The organism is Thalassomonas sp. RHCl1, from assembly GCF_947387555.1.
Taxonomy (GTDB): Bacteria; Pseudomonadota; Gammaproteobacteria; order Enterobacterales; family Alteromonadaceae; genus Thalassomonas.
Window position 1 is genome coordinate 932,620 of record NZ_CANDNZ010000001.1, and the last position, 21,925, is coordinate 954,544.

The following is a 21,925-nucleotide window of genomic DNA, read 5'->3' on the forward strand; positions in this document are numbered from 1 at the left end:
ATAACAGGATTGATAAATTGAGAGGCTAGTTGTATGTCTGACGAGAGACGCAATGCAAGTGAAAAAGTAGATACTAATGATGAGGTACTTCAGTGGGTGACCTTTAAATTAGAGAAGGAAACTTACGGCATTAATGTGATGCAGGTGCAAGAAGTACTGCGTTACAGTGAAATTGCCCCTGTGCCCGGCGCGCCCAGTTATGTACTGGGGATCATCAATTTACGGGGTAATGTCGTGACCGTGATTGACACCCGCATCCGCTTTGGTCTGGAAACGACGGAAGTGACGGATAATACCCGGGTGGTGATCATTGAAGCAGAAAAACAGGTGATTGGCATTTTGGTTGACAGTGTCGCGGAAGTGGTTTACCTGAGGGCTTCTGAGATCGACATTGCGCCGAATGTCGGCAATGATGAAAGTGCTAAATTCATCCAGGGGGTATCAAACCGTGAAGGCGAATTGCTTATCCTGGTGGACTTAAATAAACTCTTGTCAGATGATGAATGGGATGAGCTGAAACAGTTTTAGTCGCTGAGTTTTGGTATAAAAAGCCTGCGTTGCGGGCTTTTTTTATGGAAGGAGAATTCTTTTGTCGTTAACTGTTGTGATCCTGGCTGTTGTTGCGGTTACTGTATTGCTTGTGGTGCTGGCGCTTTATTTGGCTTTGAAGTCGCTGAAAGCAAAACTAATGCTGTTAGAAGCCCAGGTACAGGCATACCCCCTGCTGATGGAAGAACTGCAAGCCAGTGTTGCCGAGCAGCAGGCCTTGATGGCAACTATGGATGAAAAACATAGCCACAGGGGCGTAGAACATGAGCAAGTGACAAAACAGCTGACTCACAGGGTCAAAGTGGTGCAGGATGAGTTGGCTAAAGTCAAAGAAATGTTTGAGCAGCACCAGGATCAGCAGCCTGAAGATAAACTCTACAGCCGGGCATATAAACTGGCAGAATTAGGGGCGGATGTCGAAGAAATCATCAACGAATGTGATTTGCCCCGCGCGGAAGCCGAAATGTTGCTTTCGGTGTATAAGAAAAAAATCCGCTAATTCTCTTTGTCCCTTCACTTGATAAGGATTTTTCTTACATTTTCTAACAAGTATTTGACACTTGCGAACATAAATTCTCGGTGAAATGATGTGGTAAAAGCTACAGTCATGCTAGACTATGGCTTTTAATTTTGATCATGACCAGAGCGAATTTAAGGGAATTTTTGTGCGACTTCTTACTCAACTGATTATCAGGACTTTCAGCCGAGCCAGACAACTGGCTGCGCCTGCTTTAGTGATTTTTTTATCTGTGCTCCTTAGCGCTTGCTCAAGCACTTCCGCTGTTGACGATGGCGATAGCCGGGATCCGCTGGAGTCGGTTAACCGGCCGCTTTGGACTTTCACCTGGGATTATGCCGACAAATATGTGATCAAGCCGACTTCAGAAGCTTATAGTGATTATACACCGACGTTTTTACGTTCCGGCCTTTATAATATGGCGCTTAATCTGAACGAGCCGTCAACCATTATCAATAATTTACTGCAACTGAAATTTAGCGAGGCGGCGTCGAGCACCGGCCGTTTTGTACTTAATTCTACTATAGGTATGTTGGGCTTTTTTGATCCCGCCAGTGATTTTGGCTGGAACAGGGAGCAGGAAGAATTTGGTGAAGTCCTTGGAAAGTATGGGGTCGGCGATGGCCCCTACCTGGTCGTGCCGGCACTAGGGCCAAGCTCGGTCAGGGAAGAGGCGGGGGATTTTGTCGACCGCTATTACTGGCCGCTGGCGATTATTGATTTCTGGCCAAACATGCTGCGCTCTGCGGTTATCGGTCTGGAAAAACGGGTTGCACTGGCGGATCAGGAACAGTTGATCATTGAGTCAGTCGATTCTTATGAATTTGTTAAAAATGCCTATTTTCAAAATATGAATTACAAGGTGCATGACGGTAACCCGCCAATTGTTGTCGATGAAGAGGAAGAAGCAGAAATTGAAGCTTTTCTTGATGAGTTCGAAGACGAAATTGAAGAATAATATCTGATAGATTAATTCATCTTCTATCAAGTAAGGCGTATCAGCCTACTTGATAGATGCTTTAACAGCTTTGAGTGATGCTGCAATTAGATAATCATTATTTTTAATAATGCATTATGTCTATTTTCTTTTTTAAATCTTGCTCTTTGGGGCCCTGGAATCATTAATGTACTCCTAGGGCTTTAATTTCAGTAAAAAAGTTCCTTTTAGGAAATAGACTATGGTGCTAAACTGCGGCTCAAAATCAGCATTTACTTGCTTTAACCTCTTTATTTAAACAGGACGTGGCATTTTCTAAATGAAAAAGATCATATTTAAAATATTTCTTGGCTGTTTTGCCGTCTTTTTATCTACTTCCCTATTTGCTGCTAATCAAATTTCCCAGCAACAAATAGAACAATTTAAAAAATTGTCACCCAGCCAGCAGCGGGCATTGGCCCAAAGTATGGGGGTAGATTTAAATACTATTAATGCACAAATGAGACGTTCGGCGTCAGATGAAGAAGAAGAACAAACAACTCAGCAGGTTTATCCTCGCGATACTCAATTTGACCAGTTTGGTAATCCTATTTTAACAGATGAGTTAGAGCTGGAAGAGGAAGAAGAGAGTGATGAACCTCAGCCTTTTGGTTATGACATTTTTGCCAACGCTCCTGCCACTTTTGCGCCAACAATGGATATCGCTATTCCGCAAGGTTATGTAATCGGCTCAGGTGATGTGCTTAATATTCGGATCTTTGGCAAAGAAAATAATGATTACGAGGTGCCTGTATCTCGTGAAGGACAGGTACTTATCCCGAGTTTAGGTGCTTATAATGTTTCCGGTATGACTTTTCCTGAAATGAAAAAGTACTTAAGCAATAAAATCCAGGATAAGATTTTAGGAGTAGATATTGTTATTACCCTGGCTGAGTTACGTTCAATGCGGGTATTTGTGCTTGGTGATGCATTCAAGCCTGGTCCCTACACGCTAAGTTCATTATCAAGCATTACCCATGCGATATTTGCTGCCGGCGGTATTAATGATATTGGCTCTTTGCGTAACATCCAGCTTAAAAGAGCCGGTAAATTAATTACCACGCTGGATTTATATGACTTGCTGATAAACGGTGATTCTTCAAATGATATCATGTTGCAATCGGGTGATGTGGTTTTTGTCTCGCCTGTAGGTAAGCGGGTTACGGTTGACGGTGAAGTTACCCGCCCGGCAATTTATGAATTAGCAGAAAATGAAACTTTTGAAACGGCGATAAAAATGGCGGGGGGCTTATTGCCTTCGGCTTACCCTTCCTCCACTGTTGTTGAACGTTTTAATGAACAAAACCTTCGTTCATTGCTAAATATTGATTTGAGTAAAAAGGCTTCATTAAAAAAATCGGTTCAAGGTGGCGATTATATCCGGGTGATGAAAACTTCTGAGCAATTTGCTCAGTCGGTGACTATAATTGGCGCCGTTTCCCGTCCGGGTAATTATCAATGGCAGAAGGGCCAACGTATCACGGATTTACTTCCTAATATTAACGCCTATCTACTACCCGATGCTGATTTAAGTTATGCGTTAGTGATCCGTGAGAAAGGGCAAGGGCGGGATATCGAGGTCCTGCAGTTTGGCCTTTTTAATGCGGTCTCAGATAATGCCTCCACAGATAATCTCGTACTTGAACCCCGCGACAAAATTTTGGTTTTTTCTAATGATGAAAAGCCATCATCAGAGAATATGTCGTTAGAAAGCTTAGCGTTAACGAAAGAAGAGTTGCTTGAAAAAGAAAAGGATACCGCCAAACTTGATTATGAAGACAGGTTGTTTTGGCAGCAATATGGCACCGAGCAGCAGATAGATCTGGCCTTTGAAGAAAAAGATGAACTGGAAGAGCAGCTTAAACTTGCTTCCCAGTCGCTGGAAGAGCTCACCGGCGGAACGGTTACCGAAGAGCTTGAGTTAAGGGAGCTTGGTCTTTTCTCTAGGAAACGTCTATTAACTCCTGTGATACAGCAACTGAAAAGGCAAGGAGCATCGGGAGAGCCTATACAGCTAGTAGAAGTTGCCGGTGAAGTTAAATTCCCTGGGACCTATCCCCTTGCAAGCAATATTACCGTGAAAGATTTAGTTATTGCCGCTGGCGGCTTAATGGAGTCTGCATATCTCGATAAAGCAGAAATCACCCGCAATGTCTTTTTTCAGGGGGCGGCAACTAAAGAGTCTAAAAATGTCGATTTAAAGGCTGCATTGGCCGGTATTGGCGAAAATAATGTTTTACTGCAGAGTAAAGATCGTCTCAATGTTCATCAGATCCCCGCCTGGCAGGAAAATCATGTAATAGAACTGCGTGGCGAATTTCTTTTCCCCGGAAAATATACCATACGCCGTGGGGAAACTTTGGGTCAACTGATTGAACGGGTAGGTGGCTTTACTGATTATGCTTATATCAATGGCTCGGTTTTCACCCGTGAAAAACTGAAGCAATTAGAATTGCAAAACTTACTTAAGGTTTCGGCTGACCTACGTATGGAGATTGCTTCTAAAAGCCTGGCACAAAGTAAGGGCAATCCGATGATCGATTATGATCAGGCAAAGAAATTGCTGGCGGATTTGACGAAAGTAAAGCCTATAGGCCGTTTGGTTATTGATTTACCTAAATTGATGTCAAACAGTGATTTTGATGTTTTGCTAGAAGATGGTGATGTGCTGTATGTACCAACCAGACAAAATTCTATTAATGTTATTGGCCAAGTGCAGTTAGCCTCTTCACATTTATACCAGAAGGAATTATCGGTAGAAGATTATCTGCGTTTAAGTGGTGGTGCTAAAAAACAGGCGGATGAAGATCGTCTCTATGTGATCAGGGCTAATGGCTCGGTGATGATCCCCTCGCAGAGTAATTGGTTTAGTGAGCGTAATACCAGTACATTGAGTCCGGGCGATACGTTAGTGATCCCGCTTGATTCGGAATATATGGACAACTTGACCTTATGGGCCACGGCAACACAAATTGTATACCAGGCAGCGGTAGCCATTGCGGCCGTGTCCGGCATATAACACCCCATTAAGCATTTTTTAGCCAACTAAGCCAGTATATCAACAAGTTATACTGGCTTAGTTGTTCATAGACGTCTATAATAAGCGCGCTTATCTCGTTGTAACCTGTATTATCCAGATAAGTGATTATTTTTTCTCAACTTCTGTTCGATTGCTTCGGGTTGGGGATTATTTGCTAAATTATTCCAATTGGTACTAATTGAATGTTATTTCTCTTACCTGCTTTGCTTGTCGCTTTTCTCGCATCTATATCTACAATTAAAGTACTACTGCCACTCGCTCCCCATATCGGGTTGGTTGATTTGCCAACAGAGAGAAAGAACCATGACGGTGCTATTCCCCTTATTGGCGGAATTTCTATTTTTACAGGTGTTTTAATTGCTTCTAGTTTGTTCATTGAGCAAAGTCAATTGCTGAACCTGTATTTAATTTCATCAGCGTTTTTGGTTTTTCTTGGTACTTTGGACGATATTTATGACTTAAGTGTTATTTCTCGTATTGTCTTTCAAGGGATTATAGCTTCGATATTAGTTTTTGGCGCCGGCCTATATATCAGTGATTTTGGCGATTTATTTGCGGGTGGTCCGATTAATATCGGTATTTACGGGATGATTTTTACGTGTGTTGCCTGTATTGCCGCTATTAATGCTTTTAACATGGTTGATGGTATTGATGGATTAGCCGGCTCTATGAGTATTATTACTATCTCTTCGGTTGCAATCATGAAATTGCTCTCCGGCCAGTTAGATTTAATTTTACTTCCCTTAGTTTTAGTTGTAGCCATAGTTCCATTTCTTTTCTATAACGTCAGTCGACGTAACCCCAGAGGAAAGAAAATATTTATGGGGGATGCTGGCAGTATGTTTATGGGGTTGACGGTTATTTGGTTATTGACTCTGGAGACCCAGGGATCGAATGCTTCTTTTCGTCCGGTAACCGCGCTTTGGATTATTGCTGTGCCGCTTATGGATATGTTATCCGTGATGCTCCGCCGGATGAAAGATGGGAACTCACCGTTTCAAGCCGATAACGGGCATTTGCACCATATCTTGATAAGAACAGGTTTATCTTCTCGTCAAGCGCTTATTGTTATTAGCGGACTGGCAATACTTCTAAGTTTAGTCGGTATTATTTCAGATATAATGCAGGTAGCGGAATGGATAATGATAAATGCTTTCTTTGTTATATTTATTGGCTACTCTGCTGTGTTGTCCCGCTTCTGGAAGATAAATAAAAATAAAAATAAATACCAGCGTGTATAGGGAAGCGACAGAAGCTGATTGTAGTAACAAATTCTAACGTTTTCGCTATTTCATTGTGATTATTTTCATCGACACCTTAATTCTATCTTGATAAAATCGCCTGTAGTCGAAGTTTATTTTTACTGGTTATTATGTATAAAAATCGTGGTTTTACGATGATGGAATTACTTATTGTCATCGTTATTTTAGGTTTACTTACCTCTTTAGTTGCGCCAAAATTTTTTGATAAGTTGGGTACGGCAGAGCGTAAAGTAGCAGCTGCTCAGATGTCTGCATTTGAAACGGCACTGGATACTTACCGCCTTGATCTAGGCAAGTACCCTGCAAAGCTGGAAGACTTGAGAGCCGGTACAGAATCCCGATGGGATGGCCCATATTTACCAAAAGAAGTACCGCTTGATCCTTGGGGTAATCCTTATGTTTATAAAAATCCGGGAGAGAATGGCCAGCCATATTCAATAATGTCTTACGCCTCTGATGGTAAGCAAGGTGGTGAAGGCGCAGACTCAGATATTATTCATAAATAATGCAATTAATCGAATTGCTGCGCGAGAAGTTTTATGTTTCTGAGCCGGATCTTGAAAAAGCAGTAAAATATCAGCAAAAATATGGTGGCCGGCTCGAACAAATTTTGGTGAACATGGGAAGTTTACCCGATGATCAGATCCCTGAACTGTTGTCGCAATACCTGAATATCCCTTTACTCGATTTATCTGTCTGGCAAGAGCTGGAGCCTCCTGAGTTAGAACGTGATGTTTTCGAGTTCTTAACCTCTAAAAATTGGTTGCCGCTTAAAATTGAGGGAAACAGCTGGACCCTGGCTTGTTTATTTCCACTTGAGTTAACTATTAATGAATGGTTGAAAAATCAAGATATTAATGTGAAGCTTTTTTTGGCAAGCGAGTCAGAAATCCAAGCATTACTGGGAAAGTTTTCGCAGCACATTGATGAAACCAATGAGTCTGACTTTATCGGTGATGAAGAAGATCGCTTACGTGAGCTAGCGACCGAAGCCCCGACGGTAAACCTGCTAAACTCACTAATCACCCGGGCATTACGGCAAGGTGCTTCTGATATGCACCTTGAACCTTACCAGGGGCGTTATCGTGCGCGTTTTCGCGTTGATGGGGTTTTGCATGAAGCCGAGCTATTGGCACCACGTATGCAGTTACCTATAGTGACCCGCCTTAAAATACTTTCTGGTATGGACATTGCCGAAAAGCGGCGGCCGCAGGACGGCAAAATAGAAATGAAAATAGCCAACCAAGAGTTGGATATCCGGGTTTCTGCATTACCGCTGAATGACGGAGAGTCGATGGTGATGCGATTCTTGCGTAAAGATAATGTACAGTATGATATGTCTGTGTTGGGCTTGTCCGATGATATCGAAAAAATGATCCGCAAAGATATACAAACGACAGCGGGAGTGATTTTACTTACAGGGCCTACCGGCTCAGGTAAAACAACTACCTTATATACTTTTCTTAATGCCCTTAATAACGATGATGTAAAAATAATTACGCTGGAAGATCCGGTCGAGTATCAATTGCCGGGTATAAACCAGGTGCAGGTTAACAGTGACATAGGTTTTGATTTTTCAGCAGGCTTGCGCAGTATTGTCCGTCAAGATCCGGATATTATCATGTTGGGTGAGATTCGTGATAAAGAAACGGCACAAATAGCCCTGCAATCGGCTTTAACCGGGCATCTCGTTTTTAGTACGGTGCATACCAATGATGCCGCTAGTGCCTACACTCGTTTGCTTGATCTTGGGGTGGAAGAGTTTTTACTTAATGCCGCACTTGTTTCTATTGTTGCTCAGCGTCTGGCGCGAAAAGTGTGTAGCCAATGCCGTGTCCCGCATCCTAGCGCCCAAGAATATATTGAAAAGTATAACTTGGCTGAGTTAGCGCAACGTTTTTCGCTTCCTGAAATTAATTTGATGAAAGGGCAAGGCTGCGAGGCTTGTTCGCATACCGGCTATAAAGGGCGTATGGCGGTTATTGAGTATTTAGGTTGTGATGATGCTATTAAAGCGATGCCAAAAGATGCTGATTTTATCCCGAAAGCCCGACAACATAATGCTAGTATCAATCGGCGTACTTTACTTGAAGATGGTCTCTATAAAGCAATCTCAGGGTTAACGACCGTAGAGGAAGTCTTGAGGATCGCTGGTTAATGGCACTTTATCTCTATAAGGCCTATGATCATTCCGGCGCTAAAAGCGATGGTCAGGTAGAAGCTGATAGTAAACAAGCGGCTTTTACTGAAATTAAAAAACAGGGCTTATTGCCAGCTGAAATAACGGAATATAAAGTTCAGGGAAAAAAACTGTTCAGTTTTGGCAACAGTATTTCGCTGGCTGATTTAGAGTTTTTAACCGCGGAGCTTAGTTTATTACTGGAATCAGGGGTAAGAATTGATAAGGGAATAGATATCATTAAACGAACCAAGGCTAAACCTGCTTTGGCTCAGTTACTTGATGAAATCAGCCGGGATTTGAAAAAAGGCCGGAATTTATCTGAAGCTGTTCGTGAACACAGTGATGTCTTTGATCCCCTTTATTGCAATTTGATTGAATTGGGTGAAGCGTCAGGTAATTTAAGTGAAATTTTTGCTGATCTTGCTGCTGATTTAAAATTCAAACGAGATCTGCGCAGTAAAATTATAGGTTCACTTACTTATCCTTTGGTCATATTTTTCGTTTGTCTGCTCAGCATCTTTTTTATTTTTAACTTTATTATTCCCAAGATGGCCGGTATGTTCAGTGAAGCAGCTGATTTACCTTGGTATACGCAATTTATGTTAGATACCAGTGCCTGGATGAACCAATATCAAGGGTTATTGGTATTGGGGAGTATTGCTGTTTTTTTTGGCCTTGTAGCTGCAACAAAACGGCCAGGTTTTATTAAATGGTGGCAAGGGGTTTCACTGAAATTGCCTGTGATTAAGCATGCTGTGATCATTGTTGAACGCATACGCTTTAACAGTGGCCTGGCAATGATGATCAAATCTGGTGTAGCCATTGATAAATCGCTTGAATTGTCGACCGGGAATATTAAAAATCAATTTTTGCGGCGGGAAATGGAAATCGCAAAACAAAAAGTTAAGCGGGGGAGTGCTTTGACGCCTGCGCTGAAATTAACATCGCTTTATCCTGATTTTTTTATCTCCCTGCTCGAAGTGGGTGAAGAGTCGGGCAATTTGGAAAGGGTATTTAATGAAGTTGCTAACCGCTCACGGCAGGAATTTGAAGGCTGGACTGAAAAAATGACAACCTTGATAGAACCTTTAATGATTTTATTTATGGGGGGATTTATCGGTGGTGTAGTTGTGATGATGTTGCTTAGCATGGTGTCTATGAATGATATTGGCTTTTAGGTCGTTAGTTAATGGGCGTTAATAGCATAGCAAGGAGAAAAAGCGACTGGCCCTATGCTGACAGAGGTTTTACTCTGATCGAGTTGATGATAGTCATGGCTATTGTCAGTTTGTTAATGGGGTTAGTGGGACCATTAACGGTTAAAGCTTATGAGAAAATACAAGTCAAAGAAGAACAACTGACACTAATTAATTTGCTCAGAGCCAATAGTTACCGCAGTTTTGCTGCGGGCCAAGCTGGTGTCTTTTCTTTGAACAATAATGCTATCACTTTTCGCTATTTAAATCGGAGTGGTACAGAAGGGCGTCGTGTTTTATCGGCAGAGTCTCCAGATGATACTTCTTTCCATTCGGATAATAGCTTTGTTGATAGTGAAGCTACTATTGCTGCTTTGGAATTCAAGTATTTAAGTTTTTTGCCGCAAACATTGCAAGTGAATACTTTCGGCCTGCTTTCTCCTGCACAAGTAACTCTTAAGATAAACGGTAAAGAGCAGGTTTTGGATCTTAGTGAGAAAGTCAATGGCAGTGAAAAATAGCGGTTTTACCTTGATAGAGGTACTGGTAGCCAGTGCGATACTCTTTTCATCGATTGCTGTGGTCAGTTTAATTTTCAAATCATCTTACCTGGCTTCTCAAAAGGCTGAACTTCGTGTCGGCCAGGCAGGCCTGGTACCTGCTTTACTTAAATTAGTACAAGCAGAAATTCGCAGGAAAACTGATGATAATAATGACAAAATAAGTGGTCAGGGGGTGATATGGGGACAAAATTATCAGTGGAATGCAAGTTTGATCGCCTTTAGAGCAGCCCCGGATAAATTTGATATTGATATAGGAAAAATGCAATCTTATCCGAAAAAGTTTAAGTTATGGCAAGTGCAACTTCGTTTGGGGAGTGAAAAGGGTGCACGGGATTTTCAATATCATGAACTGAGCTGGTTGCATCCTTGATGTCAGATCGCCAGCGGAAAAGGAGTCAGGGGTTTACCTTGATTGAATTATTGATCGTGACCAGCATCTTGAGTATGTTGATGTTTGTTGGTACATACTCCTATAGTTTGTTTACTGGTAAGTGGCAGGAAGATATAGGGCAGTTTGCACTGGTTAACCGTGAGGCGAGTAATTTCCAGCGGTTAGATATCATTTTATCCAACATTATGCCTTTCGTTGTTCGAAAAGATGATGAACAGCCTGGTTTTTTCTTCATTGGTGGTAAAGAGAGCTTATTTGCCATTACTCATGATGGACTTTTTTCGCAGGCCAGTGCGGAAGCTTTTCGTCTTTCTGCGGTAAAAAGGGAAGATGATAAATATGCACTTATTTATCAGGCAAAACCTCTTCATGCATTAACCATCAATACAGCTTCGCAAAGCATAGATTTTTCTGACAAGATTACACTCTTTGACGGGCTTGATAAAATTGAATTTCAATATTTTGGCTGGACTTCCTTTGTTGAAAGAAGCGGGGCTAATACAGGGAAGAATGCCTCTAAACCTCAATGGTTTACTATTTTTTCCGGGCTGGATAACCAAACTTTCCCAGAGAAACTGACGCTAAGTTTATATCGTGAGGAAAAGCAGATAGATTTTTTGATCGCTTTAGATACGGACGTAGCTCGCTGGTTATCACCTTATTTCAACGAGGAGGCATTGTAATATGAGTAAGGTTAAAGGTATTGCCCTGGTGCAAATCCTGATCATTACCGCAATATTATCAACCGTGGCCTTGTACATAACAAAAACAGCGCGCCAACAAGTGAAAATGGCACACTGGGCAATGGATAAATCTCAGGCCAGGGTTATGGCACATAGCGCCCGTGCCGAGATCTTATTTGAGTTATTAACGAATACCTGGAAAGAGCAAGACGATACCCAGAACATGCTCCTTAGTAAATGGAATTTTTATGGCAAAAGCTTTCAACTTAAAGATGGGATAGATATTCAGATCCAGGATCAGGCGGGATTAATCAATTTACATTACCCCAAAGGTGATATGGTAAGTAAAAGGTTACAGTATGCCGGTATCAATTCGGCCGAAGCTCGCAGAATTTCCGCTGTCTTGCGGGACTGGCAGGATAGTGATATTATTTCCAGTCGCCACGGGGGCGAGCATCGGGATATTGGCCGGAACGGCCCTATGCCCGACCTGCGGGAGTGGCTACATCAGCAAACCCTTTCAGATGAGCAGTTTGAATCCATTAAGGATGATTTTAGTCTTGCGGGGGTTGGTCATCTTAACCTGCTTAACAGTTCTTTTGAGTTACTAGCGGCACTAACCAGTGTCGGTGTTGCCCGTGAGATAATTCAGCGAAGGGAAGCGGGGGAGTTGAACCGTCAGGTGATGACCCAAATTACCGGCCTGGTTCAGGATGAAGATATCTTTTATGCCCCATCAAATAAACAACAAATTACGATTACCGCTCAATATGGTGAGGCCAGAATAAGACAAAAATTTATGGTTGAATTGTCTCCTTATTATGAAAGCGGTAATACCCCATATAACATTATGCAAAACCAGGGTGGTTAGATTTAGTTTCCGATGACATTAACCGAAACCTATAAAAAATTATTGTGCCGAGTGGCTGGCTATTATTCTCAGGGGAACTTATATCGCCTGACGTATAACAACGGCGAAGTTAGCTTTTCCCCTGCCGAAGAAAATGCCCCAGCACCGCTTATTCTCGTTGTTGCGAGAGAATATTATCAAGAACAGGTTAAAAGTTATCCTGTTGAGGAGAAAAAAGCAATTGACGGCTTACTGCGGCTGGAATATGCAAGGGGTCCGGTTAAGTATCATATTACCGACATCGCTAATGGCAGCAGCCATGTTAATATTTGGCAATTTTCTCCTGATTTGCCAAAAGCGAAATTAATCATACCCGAATCTTTCTTGCTTAATCTCTTACTGAGTAATCAAGAAGTTCTAGTGAATGAAAGCAATAATCAGTGTTTGTTTGTTGCTAAAGCCAACCAGGCGGTCGTGTCATCTCTTTCCGGCGCGTTAATTATTGATGTCGAGCGTTTTTGTACCAGTGCCGGTATCGCATTACCGCAGCAAACCTATCAGATCAATCAGGAGCAACTACCAGAGCGCTTGTTAACTGGCTTGGCTTCTTGTCATTTGAACAAACTATTGTCATTTGTTAATAATTTTTCTGTGCGGGATAATACTTCGTTGGTGAAAGGCTTCGCCCTTCCTGCATTGCTTACCGGCTCTTTGTACCTTTTCATCAGTTCGTTATGGCTATTGTGGCAAAACAATGACCTTCAGCAGCAAGTTCAGCATCAGCAAGAAGACGTGATGCAAGCTGTGACGTTAAGGGATGAATTTAGTCAAGACCTGCAGCAGCTTGAATTACTGGGTAATTTTCTTACTAGCAAAGCCAGTAAAGCAGCCGTCTGGTTAATCGTGGCTGAAATTTACGAAGAGGCTGAGATTACAGCACTTCGTTATAGCAATGGCCGTTTTATTTTGCTGGGAAAAACCAGCAAAGCGACTAATTTTTTAGCTAAATTGGCAGACAATCCTTTGGTTGAAAATGCCAAATTCGATTTACCGGTGAGAAAAACGAAAAAGTCGGATCATTTCACCATTAGTTTTATGCTGAAAGACAGGTTCACTTCTGGCGGAGAGCAAAATGCAACAAGTTATTAAGCAGTACGGTTTGCTTTTATCTTTACTGGTTTTTTTATTGATTGTTAAGTTTATCATAGTACCGATATACGAGTGGCAGCAGCAAACTCAAGCAACGAATGCTTTGTTGTCACATCGATTACAAAAATCGACCTTTGCCCTGGATAACCGCAATGAAATTGCCCGGTTAGTGCAGAATACACAAGAACAACTAATAGCTGCCGAAAATTTGTTTTTTGATTACGAAGATGAAAATGCTTTTCAGTTAAACCAGCAACAATGGCTTGAAAAACAATTTGAATTGCACAATATTGCCGTTAGTAATATAGGCTGGCAAACAGCCGTTCCTCTGGATTCTTTGGGTTTGAGCCAGCATGAAGTACAAGTGAGTTTTAAAGGCAATGCATTTGATATACAAAAAATACAGGTTTTTTTTGAGAGCCAGGCTAAATGGATTGAATTTGTAGATTTTAATTATCGGTTTGGCAGACGCCGAGGCAGTAAACTCAGTGATATATCCGGGCGCATGTCTCTAAGGTTTCACATGCAGGAGCAACAATGAAAATTTTCCCCTTATTATCGGTAATTTTGATACTTGCGCTGATTTTACTAGATGTTAATGAGCGCTTTTTGCATGTGAAAGACACCAGTAAAAATGAAGTGCAGCTATCGGGTTTTTCCGGGGATATAAAATTACCCCAACTTGATAAGGCACAGCAATTACGTATAGAGCAGGCTTTTTTGCAATATGACCAACAAGTGGATAAGACAGTCAAGAAGCCAATCGGACTTAGTCTGGAGCAGCAGCAACAACAAGAGGGAGAGCTGAGCCAGCTGTTTGTTGGCGATAAACTCTATCACTTGATGGCGATTGTCGCGCCGAAAGAGCAAGGTCAGGGCTCGCTCCCTAAATTTGCTTTGTTACAAGTCACCGATATTAAAGATAATTCGGTTGAAGTGAGCAAAATCGTCCATGGCGGTGAATTATCTGACTATAAGATTGCGATCACGGATACAAGAAAAGTCAACTTTCGTCATAAGCAACGTGAACTTGAGTTGTTAATGTATCAGCCTAATAAGAATTAACGGGCAGAGAAAGGTAATATTAATCCTTTTTACCTTAAGTCCGAATAACTATAACACGACACCGCTGCGTTTCTGGCGGCCTTTAGGTGTCACTGACCGGAAAAGTATTTGAATGAACAACAAAGTTATTGCTGTCCTCGCCGTGATGTCAACCTTGTCAGGGTGCGCCAATGTGCCACAGAAGTTGCAGCCTAAAAAATCATTTTTGGTACAAGATACCCAAGCTAAACAAGCTGGTGCTGCTGATACAGATTTAGCGGTGCACGAAACCAAGGGGAAACCGCAGCAAAATGCCGAAGTAAAATTTATTAAGCCCTTTGCCTTTAAGCAAGAAAAGCGAGAGGTGGCGGCCGGAATCATTCACCAGTTCAGCGACAGTAAAATGGTGAGCATTGCTGCTGACGAGTTACCCCTCAACGAGTTTTTGCATTATGTTATGGGAGAGGTACTGGGGGTTAGCTATATCTTAGGAGAAGGGGTTAAAGATAATGCTGCGGCATTGACCCTTAATCTGCAAGAAAGTGTCAGTCATCGTAAGTTATATAGCTTAATCGATGAGTTATTGGCGGAGCGTGAATATGTTATTCGCTTTAATGATGGCATCTATTATATCCATCAGGCCGGAAAGCAAACGGGTAAAGGTGATATAGTTTTCGGTTATGGTAACCAGGTTGATGATGTACCCTTAACCTCAGATATTATCTGGCAAATGGCCCCTTTTGATTATGGTTTTAATGGTACCTTGCAGCTAACCCTGAGCCAGCTGGCAAATGTTAAGGTCTATCCGGATTCCAAGCAAAATATGCTGCTTTTGCAGGGAAAGCGTGGCGAGATCATCAAGGCGTTAGAGTTTATGCGTCTGGTAGATAAGCCTAAATTAGGGCAGCGGAAAATTGCCATGTACAAAACCGTGTTTGTTGATTCGCAAACCTTAATTGATCGCCTAGCATTATTATTGGCACAGGAAGGAATTTCGGTGGGGCTTGATAAAACAACGAACAGCGCTTTATCGATTGTGCCTATACCGAATATGGGAGCGATCACTTTTTTTGCCAATAAGTCGGAAATACTCCAGCGGGCATTATTTTGGGTGAAATCTATCGATCAGCCGGAAGAAGGGAACAGCGTTCAATACTTTATATATCCGCCGCGTTTTTCCCGGGCCGCTGATTTAGGGGTGAGCCTGGAAGCTTTGCTTGGTGCAAAAACCGCTAACCAGTCGAAAACAAGCCTGGAACAACAAAATCAGCAAGTGAAGAGAAATGTTACAGCTACCGGGATCAGCAGCAGTAATATAGGTTTAGTGGTAGATGAGCGAGCCAATACTCTGATTTTCCAGACCACAGGTGAAGAATACCGCAAACTGTTGCCGTTGATCAGACGTCTGGATATTATGCCTAAACAGGTGATGCTGGAAGTGGTTATCGCAGAAGTTCAGTTGATTGACAGTTTCAAACACGGGGTCGAATTTAACCTGACCAATAATGGCGCTGAAGTCACCGGTGGTTTTAATCTTTCTTCTGGCGCAACCGGGCTTAGCTATGCTCTGACTGGAACCCGGGGGAAGTTGGAATTTGATTTGTTTGAAAAAAATACCAACATCGAAGTCTTGTCCCGTCCTTCTCTGGTGGTTCGGGACGGTGTTACCGCAGAAATTATTATCGGTGATGATATTCCCACTGTGGGGGAGATTGTTACCGATCCGGTTAATGGAAACCGAAGTTCGGTTGTTTACCGTAAGACCGGGGTCGAATTGGAGGTGACACCTACCATCAACGCTCAGGGGGTGGTGATCATGGAGATTGCCCAGAAGATCAGTAACCAGGCCGAGAGTGATTCTACGGTGGCGGGCTCCCCCATTATTTTTGAGCGGGCAATCAATACCGAAGTTGTGGCAGAAAGCGGGCAAACCATAGTACTTGGTGGCCTGATCAGTAAAGATACCTCGATAACGGATACCCATGTGCCTTTCTTCTCTGATCTGCCGTTTTTAGGCAAACTGTTTGATGGTAAAGATGACAGCGTGACTAAAAAAGAACTTGTTGTACTGGTGACGCCCAAAGTGCTGGAGTCAAATGATGAATGGATATTCATCAAAAACCAATTGGCACAGGGCTTGGAACATATTACGCTAGATTTTTGAGTTCAGATAAGCGGCTTACTCTGAATAAACACAGATAATTATTATAGTTGGATTAAATTAGACGCCATAAGTAGCCATAATTCGTCAATTTTATGTTTATTTTTTGTTATTGTTGCTTGTTGTTGTTTATTGCCTTATATATCAATGGTTTATGGTTTTTTTAGTCCAGGATGAAGTGCAGGGCAGGTCCTTTCGGCCAGGGGTGGAAAATTGCGTAGCTTATTTTTTGCACGAGTCTGGCTTTTTTTTTGATCTGAAGCGTGCTTTTAGTGTTAACTTAGTCAAAATTCTAGTTTTTTAAGTTGACAAGCCCCTAAGCAGTTCTTAGAATCTGTGTAGCTTTATCTTTATGGGTCTGGGTTTTGTAACCTCGGTACCAGAGGGACAAGACAAAGCTCAGTACAAAAGAATAAAGATTTACAATTAGGGTATCTTACCCGTTTCATGAAACATTAAAGGAAAACTAAGATGTTCAAAAAAACTCTACTTGCACTAGCTTTGACTGGTGCGGCTGCTGGTGCTAATGCAGCTTCTGTAATCACTACTTCACTTCCAGGTGCGGCTCCTGTATCTTCACAAGGTTTACCTGCAACTAATGCATATAACCTTTTTGATGATGCCGATGACGCTTTACCAATTGCTGCCGATAGTGTAATTGTGACACTAGCGGCTGCTGATAACTCAGGTATCACTGACGGTGGTAAATTAAAAGTTAACATTAGCGGTGGTTTTTTCGCAAACCCAGCTTCTGCTCTCGCTGTTGCTGGCGGTGCATTAGTAGCAGCTGACGAATTAGTGGTAGTTGACGCTGCTGAAAGTACTTCAACTCAGTTAGTTTTCGACCTGAGCACGGCTAACACCGGTGACTGGACTGTTGCTGATGGTGATACCATCTCTCTTGCTGAATTAGAATTAATCGTAACTGGCGATTCTGTTAGTTTTGACACTGTTTTCACTACCAACACTGATGTTGAAATTTCAACTACTGCTGCTCCTGCCGTTGAAGTTGCTGCTATCACAGACCAGTGGGAAGCAGGTGTTGTACTTGATCTGACTGCAGATCCACAAGTTTCTGGTGCTTTAGACGGTCTGATTGACGTTGCTGACAACCGTGAAACTTTCACTACCGGTACAACTGATACATTAACGTTTGACGCTAATACTTCAGGTACAGGTGCTACTACTAACGATGCGACTGTTACTATTACTGGTAACTTCGAAGGTGTTGCTAGCGTAACTGCTGCAACTGGTGCTGATGCTGCCGTAACTTACACCATCAACGACGCCATGACTGAAGCTACCTTCACTTATGCAGCCGGTGCTACTACTGATGATGAAGTGTTAAGTGGCCAAACGGTTGTTACTTTCACGTTAGAAACTGCTGCTGATGAAGTTGCTCCTTTAGATATCCGTGATTTCACTGTATCTTTAGACGTTGACTACGATGATGCCGAAGGTTCACAAAACGATATCGCACTTCTGACTGACGCTGCTGCCGGTGGTTGGGATCTGAACGGTGAAACTACTACTTTAGAGTACATGCCGTTTGGTCCTAACACGCAAATGATCGTTCAAGCGACCAGCACTTTTGACGAAGATGCCTCTGTTTCTATCAGCTACCTGAACGAAACTTCAGGCCAGATGGTTACTTTAGCCGACATCGGTACTGTTGCTGCTAACTCAGTAACTAAACTTGGAACTATCATCTCTGACGCTATCATTGCTGATTCAGGTGAAGAGTCTGGTAAGACTCGTGTTGTTATCACTATCAATGCTCCAGCAGGTAACGTAAGCCTGTTCACAGCATTTAAAGATACCAACGATCTTGACCGTTTAGGTGTACCTCAAACCTAATTTCTACTTCTAGTAGTTATATAGTATAAAGCGAGCTGCGGCTCGCTTTTTTATTGCAGTCTTTTTACCTTCCTTCTATTTGAGCCAATTTTTTTCTCGCTGATCAGTAAAGAAAATATGCCTATGAAACTTGCCTTTTTTGTCGACCAATTCCCGGTATTATCACAGACCTTTGTCTTAAACCAAATCACCGGTTTGCTTGATTTGGGGGTGGATGTCACTATTTTGGCGCTTAACCGGGGAGATGAAACATTAAACCTGCATCAGGATTACCGTGACTATCGCTTGCATGAGCGTACGATTTATCTGCTGGATGAAGCACAATCCAGTCGCTATAAGGCTTTAAAGCGCCTGTTTTCTCTGGGGCGAGCATGTTTCGGACCTAGGCTGCTTACGGTATTTAAAAGCCTGAATTTTTGGCGCTACGGGCATCAGGCAAAAAGCTTATTGCTGGGCTCTATAAGTGCTCAATGCCACAGCCCTTTACAATACGATGTTATCTTGGCGCATTTTGGTTTTAATGGGGTCACCGCCAATCAGCTAAGGGAGCTGGGAGTGATACAGGGGCAAGTTGCCACGGTATTCCATGGCTTTGAAATTTCTTCACATCAGGCACTTCGCCAGCATTTGCAGAACTACCGGAGGCTTTTTGACCAGGGGGCCTGCTTGCTGCCGATTAGCGAGCTCTGGCAGCAAAAGCTTATCACTCTTGGGGCCAATCCTGATAAAGTGTTTGTCCACCGTATGGGGATAGATCTTAAGCGTTTTGAATTCAGGTCACTTCAGTCATCAGGGCAAGCTATTCCCCCAGAGAGTACAAGCGGGCGAGTATTGCAATTATTTACGGTAGCCCGTTTTACTGAAAAAAAAGGCCTTAAGTATGCCCTAGAGGCTATCGCTAAGCTTAAAGATGAGATTGCCGTACACTACCGGCTTGCCGGTTATGGTGAGCTTATGGCTGAAGTGCAGGGGCTGATTGCTGAGCTGGGCATTTCCGGGCAGGTGACCTTACTTGGTCCTGTAGGCCAGCAAGAAGTCAAAGAAGAGCTGTTAAAGGCTGATGTCTTTTTACAGCCGAGTATAACTGCGGCAAATGGTGATATGGAAGGGATCCCGGTGACAATTATGGAGGCAATGGCCAGGGGCACCCTGGTGGTTTCTACCTTGCATAGCGGCATTCCCGAGCTGATAATACACGAAAAGCATGGTCTATTATCGCCTGAGCGTGATGTGCAAGCATTGACCGAGAATTTATTACGTGCCTATCATGCACCGAATGAAATGGCAATTCTCAGGGAAAATGCCCGTCAGCAAATAGAAGTCTTAGGGGATGTCGACAAACTAAACCGCGATTTATTGAAGAAATTACAACAATTGCTTCCTTAACCTTTGGTTAGCGCTGGTATCTGCTGCTCCTGAGAGAGAAATTCCCGGAGAGATGTTTTTACCGTTTTACTTTTGCTTTAGCCCTGTATTGCACAGGGCTTTGAGTACCGCTGTTACTTTTTCTTCTCTTTAACGACAAAAAAGTGATACATGGCTGCAAAGGCATCCGGATACTTTTCTTCAATCTGATGCCAGTAATGGAGATTCTCTCCGCTGGCCGGTAAAGGGAACTGGCTGCCGGTCTGGCCGATTTTCAGCTGTTTCTTTATCTGAGGAGCCGCCATCCATTTAAACTTTAGCTGGCAAGCCGTTAGCATGTCTGCGATTTCCGGTAGCTGATACTCCTTTTGTTGGGGATGAAAGAGCAGATCATATAAGCCGTTTAAGTAAAAGAAATCAGATATGCCGTACCAGCGGGACTGTTTTTGCTCCGCAGTGAGTTGGCTACGCCAGGCTTTAATATCTTGGCGAGTGAGTTTTTCTTCGGGGAGACGGGCATGTGCCAAAATATTTTCTTTTATCCCTGCAAGGTGCTGCCGTGCCAGTTTACTGTATAGGGCCAGGTACATGATACCATCGGGATTGAGTACCGAGGTGAGTGCTGCTAACCCTTGCTCGGGAGACGCCATATGGTGTAGAACACCGGTAGAGACAATAAAATCAAAGCGCTGATCTAAAGTGTTTACAGCCAGGATATCCTGTACCATAAATTTTACATTCTTGATTTGATATTTTTTCATCATTTGGCTGGCATAGCTGATACTGGCCGGGCTGAGATCTATCGCAATAATATGGGCATTCGGCTCTTTCAGGGCGATATTGACCAGCTGTTTACCTGTACCGCAACCGGCGACCAATATGTTCATTTTTTTCGGTTTTGTTTTACCGCATTGTTTGAAGTAGCGGTCAATATCTATCGGCATCACCTTTTCTAATTTCCATTTAGGGTAAGGGTTAGCGATGTAAAATGATTGCACTTTTTGTGACGATTCAACACTTATACTCCCGGCATCCGTGCTGTTTTGTAATTTTGCGTATAAAGCAAAGTCTGCTTTTAAGTTAATTAACTTCTCTTGCTGCAGGCTATTTTGCTCGCTGTGCCATAAATCCATGGCTTGTTCAAAACCGGCATAAGTCAGTGACAACAATAACAACTCAAGCTTGGTGTCCTGCGCTGCATTCTGGTACTTTTGTATCAGTGAGAGATATTCTTGCTCGCAGGCATACAGGCCGTCGTTGAGCAAGGCTAAACAGGCCAATGAAGATAAGAAGGGGATATAGCAGTCAATGGCTTCACCATTCATGGCAAGGGTGAATATTTCCTGACGGCAAAATAAAATGAGATCTTCAACTAAATAGTTACTGATAATGGTGCGCTCAAGCAGCTTACAAAATAACTTATCCGTTAACAGGTGAATGATAGCGCTTGTCAATTGCTCATGGTGTGGTGAAAAAGCATCAGGGTGCTTAACGGCTATTTGTTTCCATAACACCATAGTTGCCCGTTCTTCCAGAGATTTTATCTCTAGTGCCTTTGTTAGTGGCTGCTCCAGTTGCACAATGTAATTTTGTAAATTCAATACTTCTATTAGTGCAATTAACGTTTTTAAATCTTCTGCGTGAAAATTGCTTAATTTTACTGTTTTTAATATGCCGTTTACTGCATCATTCCAGTTGCCGAGTTTGGCATTACAGGCAACGAGTCCCCGGTTTGCCTCAAGCGCATTGGGCTGGGTCAGTACGATAAATTCAAAAGCGTTTTTAGCCTTAGAAAACTGGCCACTGTTAAATAATTTCTGAGCTGAGGTTAAATAGTCATTTATCATAATTTAAGTAAGTACTTGCTGAGGTCTGTTACTAAAGTTCGTGTGGATAGCTATAGGCTGATGTCCTAAATTTCCCTGAACTTATTCTTGTTACGATTTTTTAGGTTAAAGGGTAACATGAATGAGCTGCCAAGTGCCGCTTTAGTTGGTATTTGTGGCATTTTAAACAAAACACGGCTCAGGTCTGTGCGGATATAGGGTGATGCTTGTCTGCAGAGGTAGCTAAAATGGTGAGCAAAAAGCAAGCAAGTTTTTGGGGAATAGTTCCGGGATGTCTAAGATAAATGCCAAGA

General features: G+C 42.5%; 19 protein-coding genes. 18 read left to right on the top strand and 1 reads right to left on the bottom strand.

The features are described 5' to 3' along the window. Positions 1 to 33 precede the first annotated feature (33 nt). The 18 genes from QL234_RS04240 to QL234_RS04325 all read left to right on the top strand — a co-directional run bounded on the left by QL234_RS04240 (position 34) and on the right by QL234_RS04325 (position 19,806). Positions 34 to 528 (top strand): chemotaxis protein CheW, encoded by a 495-nt coding sequence (locus tag QL234_RS04240; RefSeq protein ID WP_044830688.1) that lies wholly within the window; start codon positions 34 to 36, stop codon positions 526 to 528. Between the two features lie 61 nt (positions 529 to 589). Continuing rightward, positions 590 to 1,048 carry a DUF2802 domain-containing protein gene (locus tag QL234_RS04245; RefSeq protein WP_281556593.1) on the top strand — a complete coding sequence of 153 codons (459 nt, stop codon included), beginning with the start codon at positions 590 to 592 and terminating at the stop codon, positions 1,046 to 1,048. A gap of 166 nt (positions 1,049 to 1,214) precedes the next feature. Then, positions 1,215 to 2,024, top strand: a complete 810-nt coding sequence (locus tag QL234_RS04250) for a VacJ family lipoprotein (protein WP_281556594.1) — start codon at positions 1,215 to 1,217, stop codon at positions 2,022 to 2,024. A gap of 298 nt (positions 2,025 to 2,322) precedes the next feature. Further along, positions 2,323 to 5,061 carry an SLBB domain-containing protein gene (locus QL234_RS04255; protein ID WP_281556595.1) on the top strand — a complete coding sequence of 913 codons (2,739 nt, stop codon included), beginning with the start codon at positions 2,323 to 2,325 and terminating at the stop codon, positions 5,059 to 5,061. 203 nt (positions 5,062 to 5,264) lie between these two features. Continuing rightward, positions 5,265 to 6,323, top strand: coding sequence for a UDP-N-acetylglucosamine--undecaprenyl-phosphate N-acetylglucosaminephosphotransferase (gene wecA, locus QL234_RS04260; RefSeq protein ID WP_281556596.1), 1,059 nt, complete (start codon positions 5,265 to 5,267; stop codon positions 6,321 to 6,323). A gap of 131 nt (positions 6,324 to 6,454) precedes the next feature. Beyond that, positions 6,455 to 6,850, top strand: a complete 396-nt coding sequence (gene gspG, locus QL234_RS04265) for a type II secretion system major pseudopilin GspG (protein WP_281556597.1) — start codon at positions 6,455 to 6,457, stop codon at positions 6,848 to 6,850. Beyond that, complete coding sequence (locus QL234_RS04270; protein WP_281556598.1) at positions 6,850 to 8,502, top strand: GspE/PulE family protein; 1,653 nt, start codon at positions 6,850 to 6,852, stop codon at positions 8,500 to 8,502. The genes gspG and QL234_RS04270 overlap by 1 nt, the downstream gene beginning before the upstream one ends. Further along, positions 8,502 to 9,704, top strand: coding sequence for a type II secretion system F family protein (locus tag QL234_RS04275; protein WP_281556599.1), 1,203 nt, complete (start codon positions 8,502 to 8,504; stop codon positions 9,702 to 9,704). The genes QL234_RS04270 and QL234_RS04275 overlap by 1 nt, the downstream gene beginning before the upstream one ends. 11 nt (positions 9,705 to 9,715) lie before the next feature. Further along, positions 9,716 to 10,243: a type II secretion system protein gene (locus QL234_RS04280; protein ID WP_281556600.1), complete on the top strand. Its 528-nt coding sequence runs from the start codon at positions 9,716 to 9,718 to the stop codon at positions 10,241 to 10,243. Beyond that, a complete protein-coding gene (locus QL234_RS04285; protein ID WP_281556601.1) occupies positions 10,227 to 10,655 on the top strand; it encodes a prepilin-type N-terminal cleavage/methylation domain-containing protein in 429 nt (142 codons plus the stop codon). The genes QL234_RS04280 and QL234_RS04285 overlap by 17 nt, the downstream gene beginning before the upstream one ends. After that, the gene (locus tag QL234_RS04290) at positions 10,655 to 11,359 is read left to right on the top strand and encodes a prepilin-type N-terminal cleavage/methylation domain-containing protein (protein ID WP_281556952.1); all 705 of its coding nucleotides are present in this window, start codon (positions 10,655 to 10,657) and stop codon (positions 11,357 to 11,359) included. Before QL234_RS04285 ends, QL234_RS04290 begins: the two co-directional genes overlap by 1 nt. 1 nt (position 11,360) lies before the next feature. Continuing rightward, positions 11,361 to 12,230, top strand: a complete 870-nt coding sequence (locus QL234_RS04295) for a type II secretion system protein GspK (protein WP_281556602.1) — start codon at positions 11,361 to 11,363, stop codon at positions 12,228 to 12,230. Positions 12,231 to 12,242: 12 nt separating this feature from the next. Then, positions 12,243 to 13,358, top strand: coding sequence for a hypothetical protein (locus QL234_RS04300; protein ID WP_281556603.1), 1,116 nt, complete (start codon positions 12,243 to 12,245; stop codon positions 13,356 to 13,358). Beyond that, entirely contained in the window at positions 13,342 to 13,899 is a 558-nt protein-coding gene (locus QL234_RS04305; RefSeq protein ID WP_281556604.1) for a hypothetical protein, read from the top strand. The genes QL234_RS04300 and QL234_RS04305 overlap by 17 nt, the downstream gene beginning before the upstream one ends. Beyond that, positions 13,896 to 14,423 carry a hypothetical protein gene (locus tag QL234_RS04310; protein WP_281556605.1) on the top strand — a complete coding sequence of 176 codons (528 nt, stop codon included), beginning with the start codon at positions 13,896 to 13,898 and terminating at the stop codon, positions 14,421 to 14,423. Before QL234_RS04305 ends, QL234_RS04310 begins: the two co-directional genes overlap by 4 nt. A 112-nt stretch (positions 14,424 to 14,535) precedes the next feature. Then, a complete protein-coding gene (locus QL234_RS04315) occupies positions 14,536 to 16,566 on the top strand; it encodes a secretin N-terminal domain-containing protein (RefSeq protein WP_281556606.1) in 2,031 nt (676 codons plus the stop codon). 468 nt (positions 16,567 to 17,034) lie between these two features. Beyond that, a complete protein-coding gene (locus QL234_RS04320; RefSeq protein ID WP_281556607.1) occupies positions 17,035 to 18,420 on the top strand; it encodes a hypothetical protein in 1,386 nt (461 codons plus the stop codon). A gap of 123 nt (positions 18,421 to 18,543) precedes the next feature. Further along, positions 18,544 to 19,806 carry a glycosyltransferase gene (locus QL234_RS04325; RefSeq protein WP_281556608.1) on the top strand — a complete coding sequence of 421 codons (1,263 nt, stop codon included), beginning with the start codon at positions 18,544 to 18,546 and terminating at the stop codon, positions 19,804 to 19,806. Between the two features lie 113 nt (positions 19,807 to 19,919). Here the strand turns inward: QL234_RS04325 and QL234_RS04330 are convergent, their stop codons facing one another. Next, a complete protein-coding gene (locus QL234_RS04330; protein ID WP_281556609.1) occupies positions 19,920 to 21,632 on the bottom strand; it encodes a class I SAM-dependent methyltransferase in 1,713 nt (570 codons plus the stop codon). Positions 21,633 to 21,925 lie beyond the last annotated feature (293 nt).

Bases quoted from the DNA above. Each gene is read 5' to 3' on its own strand.
- gspG (WP_281556597.1), top strand. From the start codon at position 6,455: ATGTATAAAAATCGTGGTTTTACGATGATGGAATTACTTATTGTCATC.
- QL234_RS04320 (WP_281556607.1), top strand. From the start codon at position 17,035: ATGTTCAAAAAAACTCTACTTGCACTAGCTTTGACTGGTGCGGCTGCT.
- QL234_RS04275 (WP_281556599.1), top strand. From the start codon at position 8,502: ATGGCACTTTATCTCTATAAGGCCTATGATCATTCCGGCGCTAAAAGC.
- QL234_RS04300 (WP_281556603.1), top strand. From the start codon at position 12,243: ATGACATTAACCGAAACCTATAAAAAATTATTGTGCCGAGTGGCTGGC.
- QL234_RS04270 (WP_281556598.1), top strand. From the start codon at position 6,850: ATGCAATTAATCGAATTGCTGCGCGAGAAGTTTTATGTTTCTGAGCCG.
- QL234_RS04315 (WP_281556606.1), top strand. From the start codon at position 14,536: ATGAACAACAAAGTTATTGCTGTCCTCGCCGTGATGTCAACCTTGTCA.
- QL234_RS04295 (WP_281556602.1), top strand. From the start codon at position 11,361: ATGAGTAAGGTTAAAGGTATTGCCCTGGTGCAAATCCTGATCATTACC.
- QL234_RS04290 (WP_281556952.1), top strand. From the start codon at position 10,655: ATGTCAGATCGCCAGCGGAAAAGGAGTCAGGGGTTTACCTTGATTGAA.
- QL234_RS04310 (WP_281556605.1), top strand. From the start codon at position 13,896: ATGAAAATTTTCCCCTTATTATCGGTAATTTTGATACTTGCGCTGATT.
- QL234_RS04280 (WP_281556600.1), top strand. From the start codon at position 9,716: ATGGGCGTTAATAGCATAGCAAGGAGAAAAAGCGACTGGCCCTATGCT.
- wecA (WP_281556596.1), top strand. From the start codon at position 5,265: ATGTTATTTCTCTTACCTGCTTTGCTTGTCGCTTTTCTCGCATCTATA.
- QL234_RS04305 (WP_281556604.1), top strand. From the start codon at position 13,342: ATGCAACAAGTTATTAAGCAGTACGGTTTGCTTTTATCTTTACTGGTT.
- QL234_RS04325 (WP_281556608.1), top strand. From the start codon at position 18,544: ATGAAACTTGCCTTTTTTGTCGACCAATTCCCGGTATTATCACAGACC.
- QL234_RS04330 (WP_281556609.1), bottom strand. From the start codon at position 21,632: ATGATAAATGACTATTTAACCTCAGCTCAGAAATTATTTAACAGTGGC.
- QL234_RS04255 (WP_281556595.1), top strand. From the start codon at position 2,323: ATGAAAAAGATCATATTTAAAATATTTCTTGGCTGTTTTGCCGTCTTT.
- QL234_RS04285 (WP_281556601.1), top strand. From the start codon at position 10,227: ATGGCAGTGAAAAATAGCGGTTTTACCTTGATAGAGGTACTGGTAGCC.
- QL234_RS04240 (WP_044830688.1), top strand. From the start codon at position 34: ATGTCTGACGAGAGACGCAATGCAAGTGAAAAAGTAGATACTAATGAT.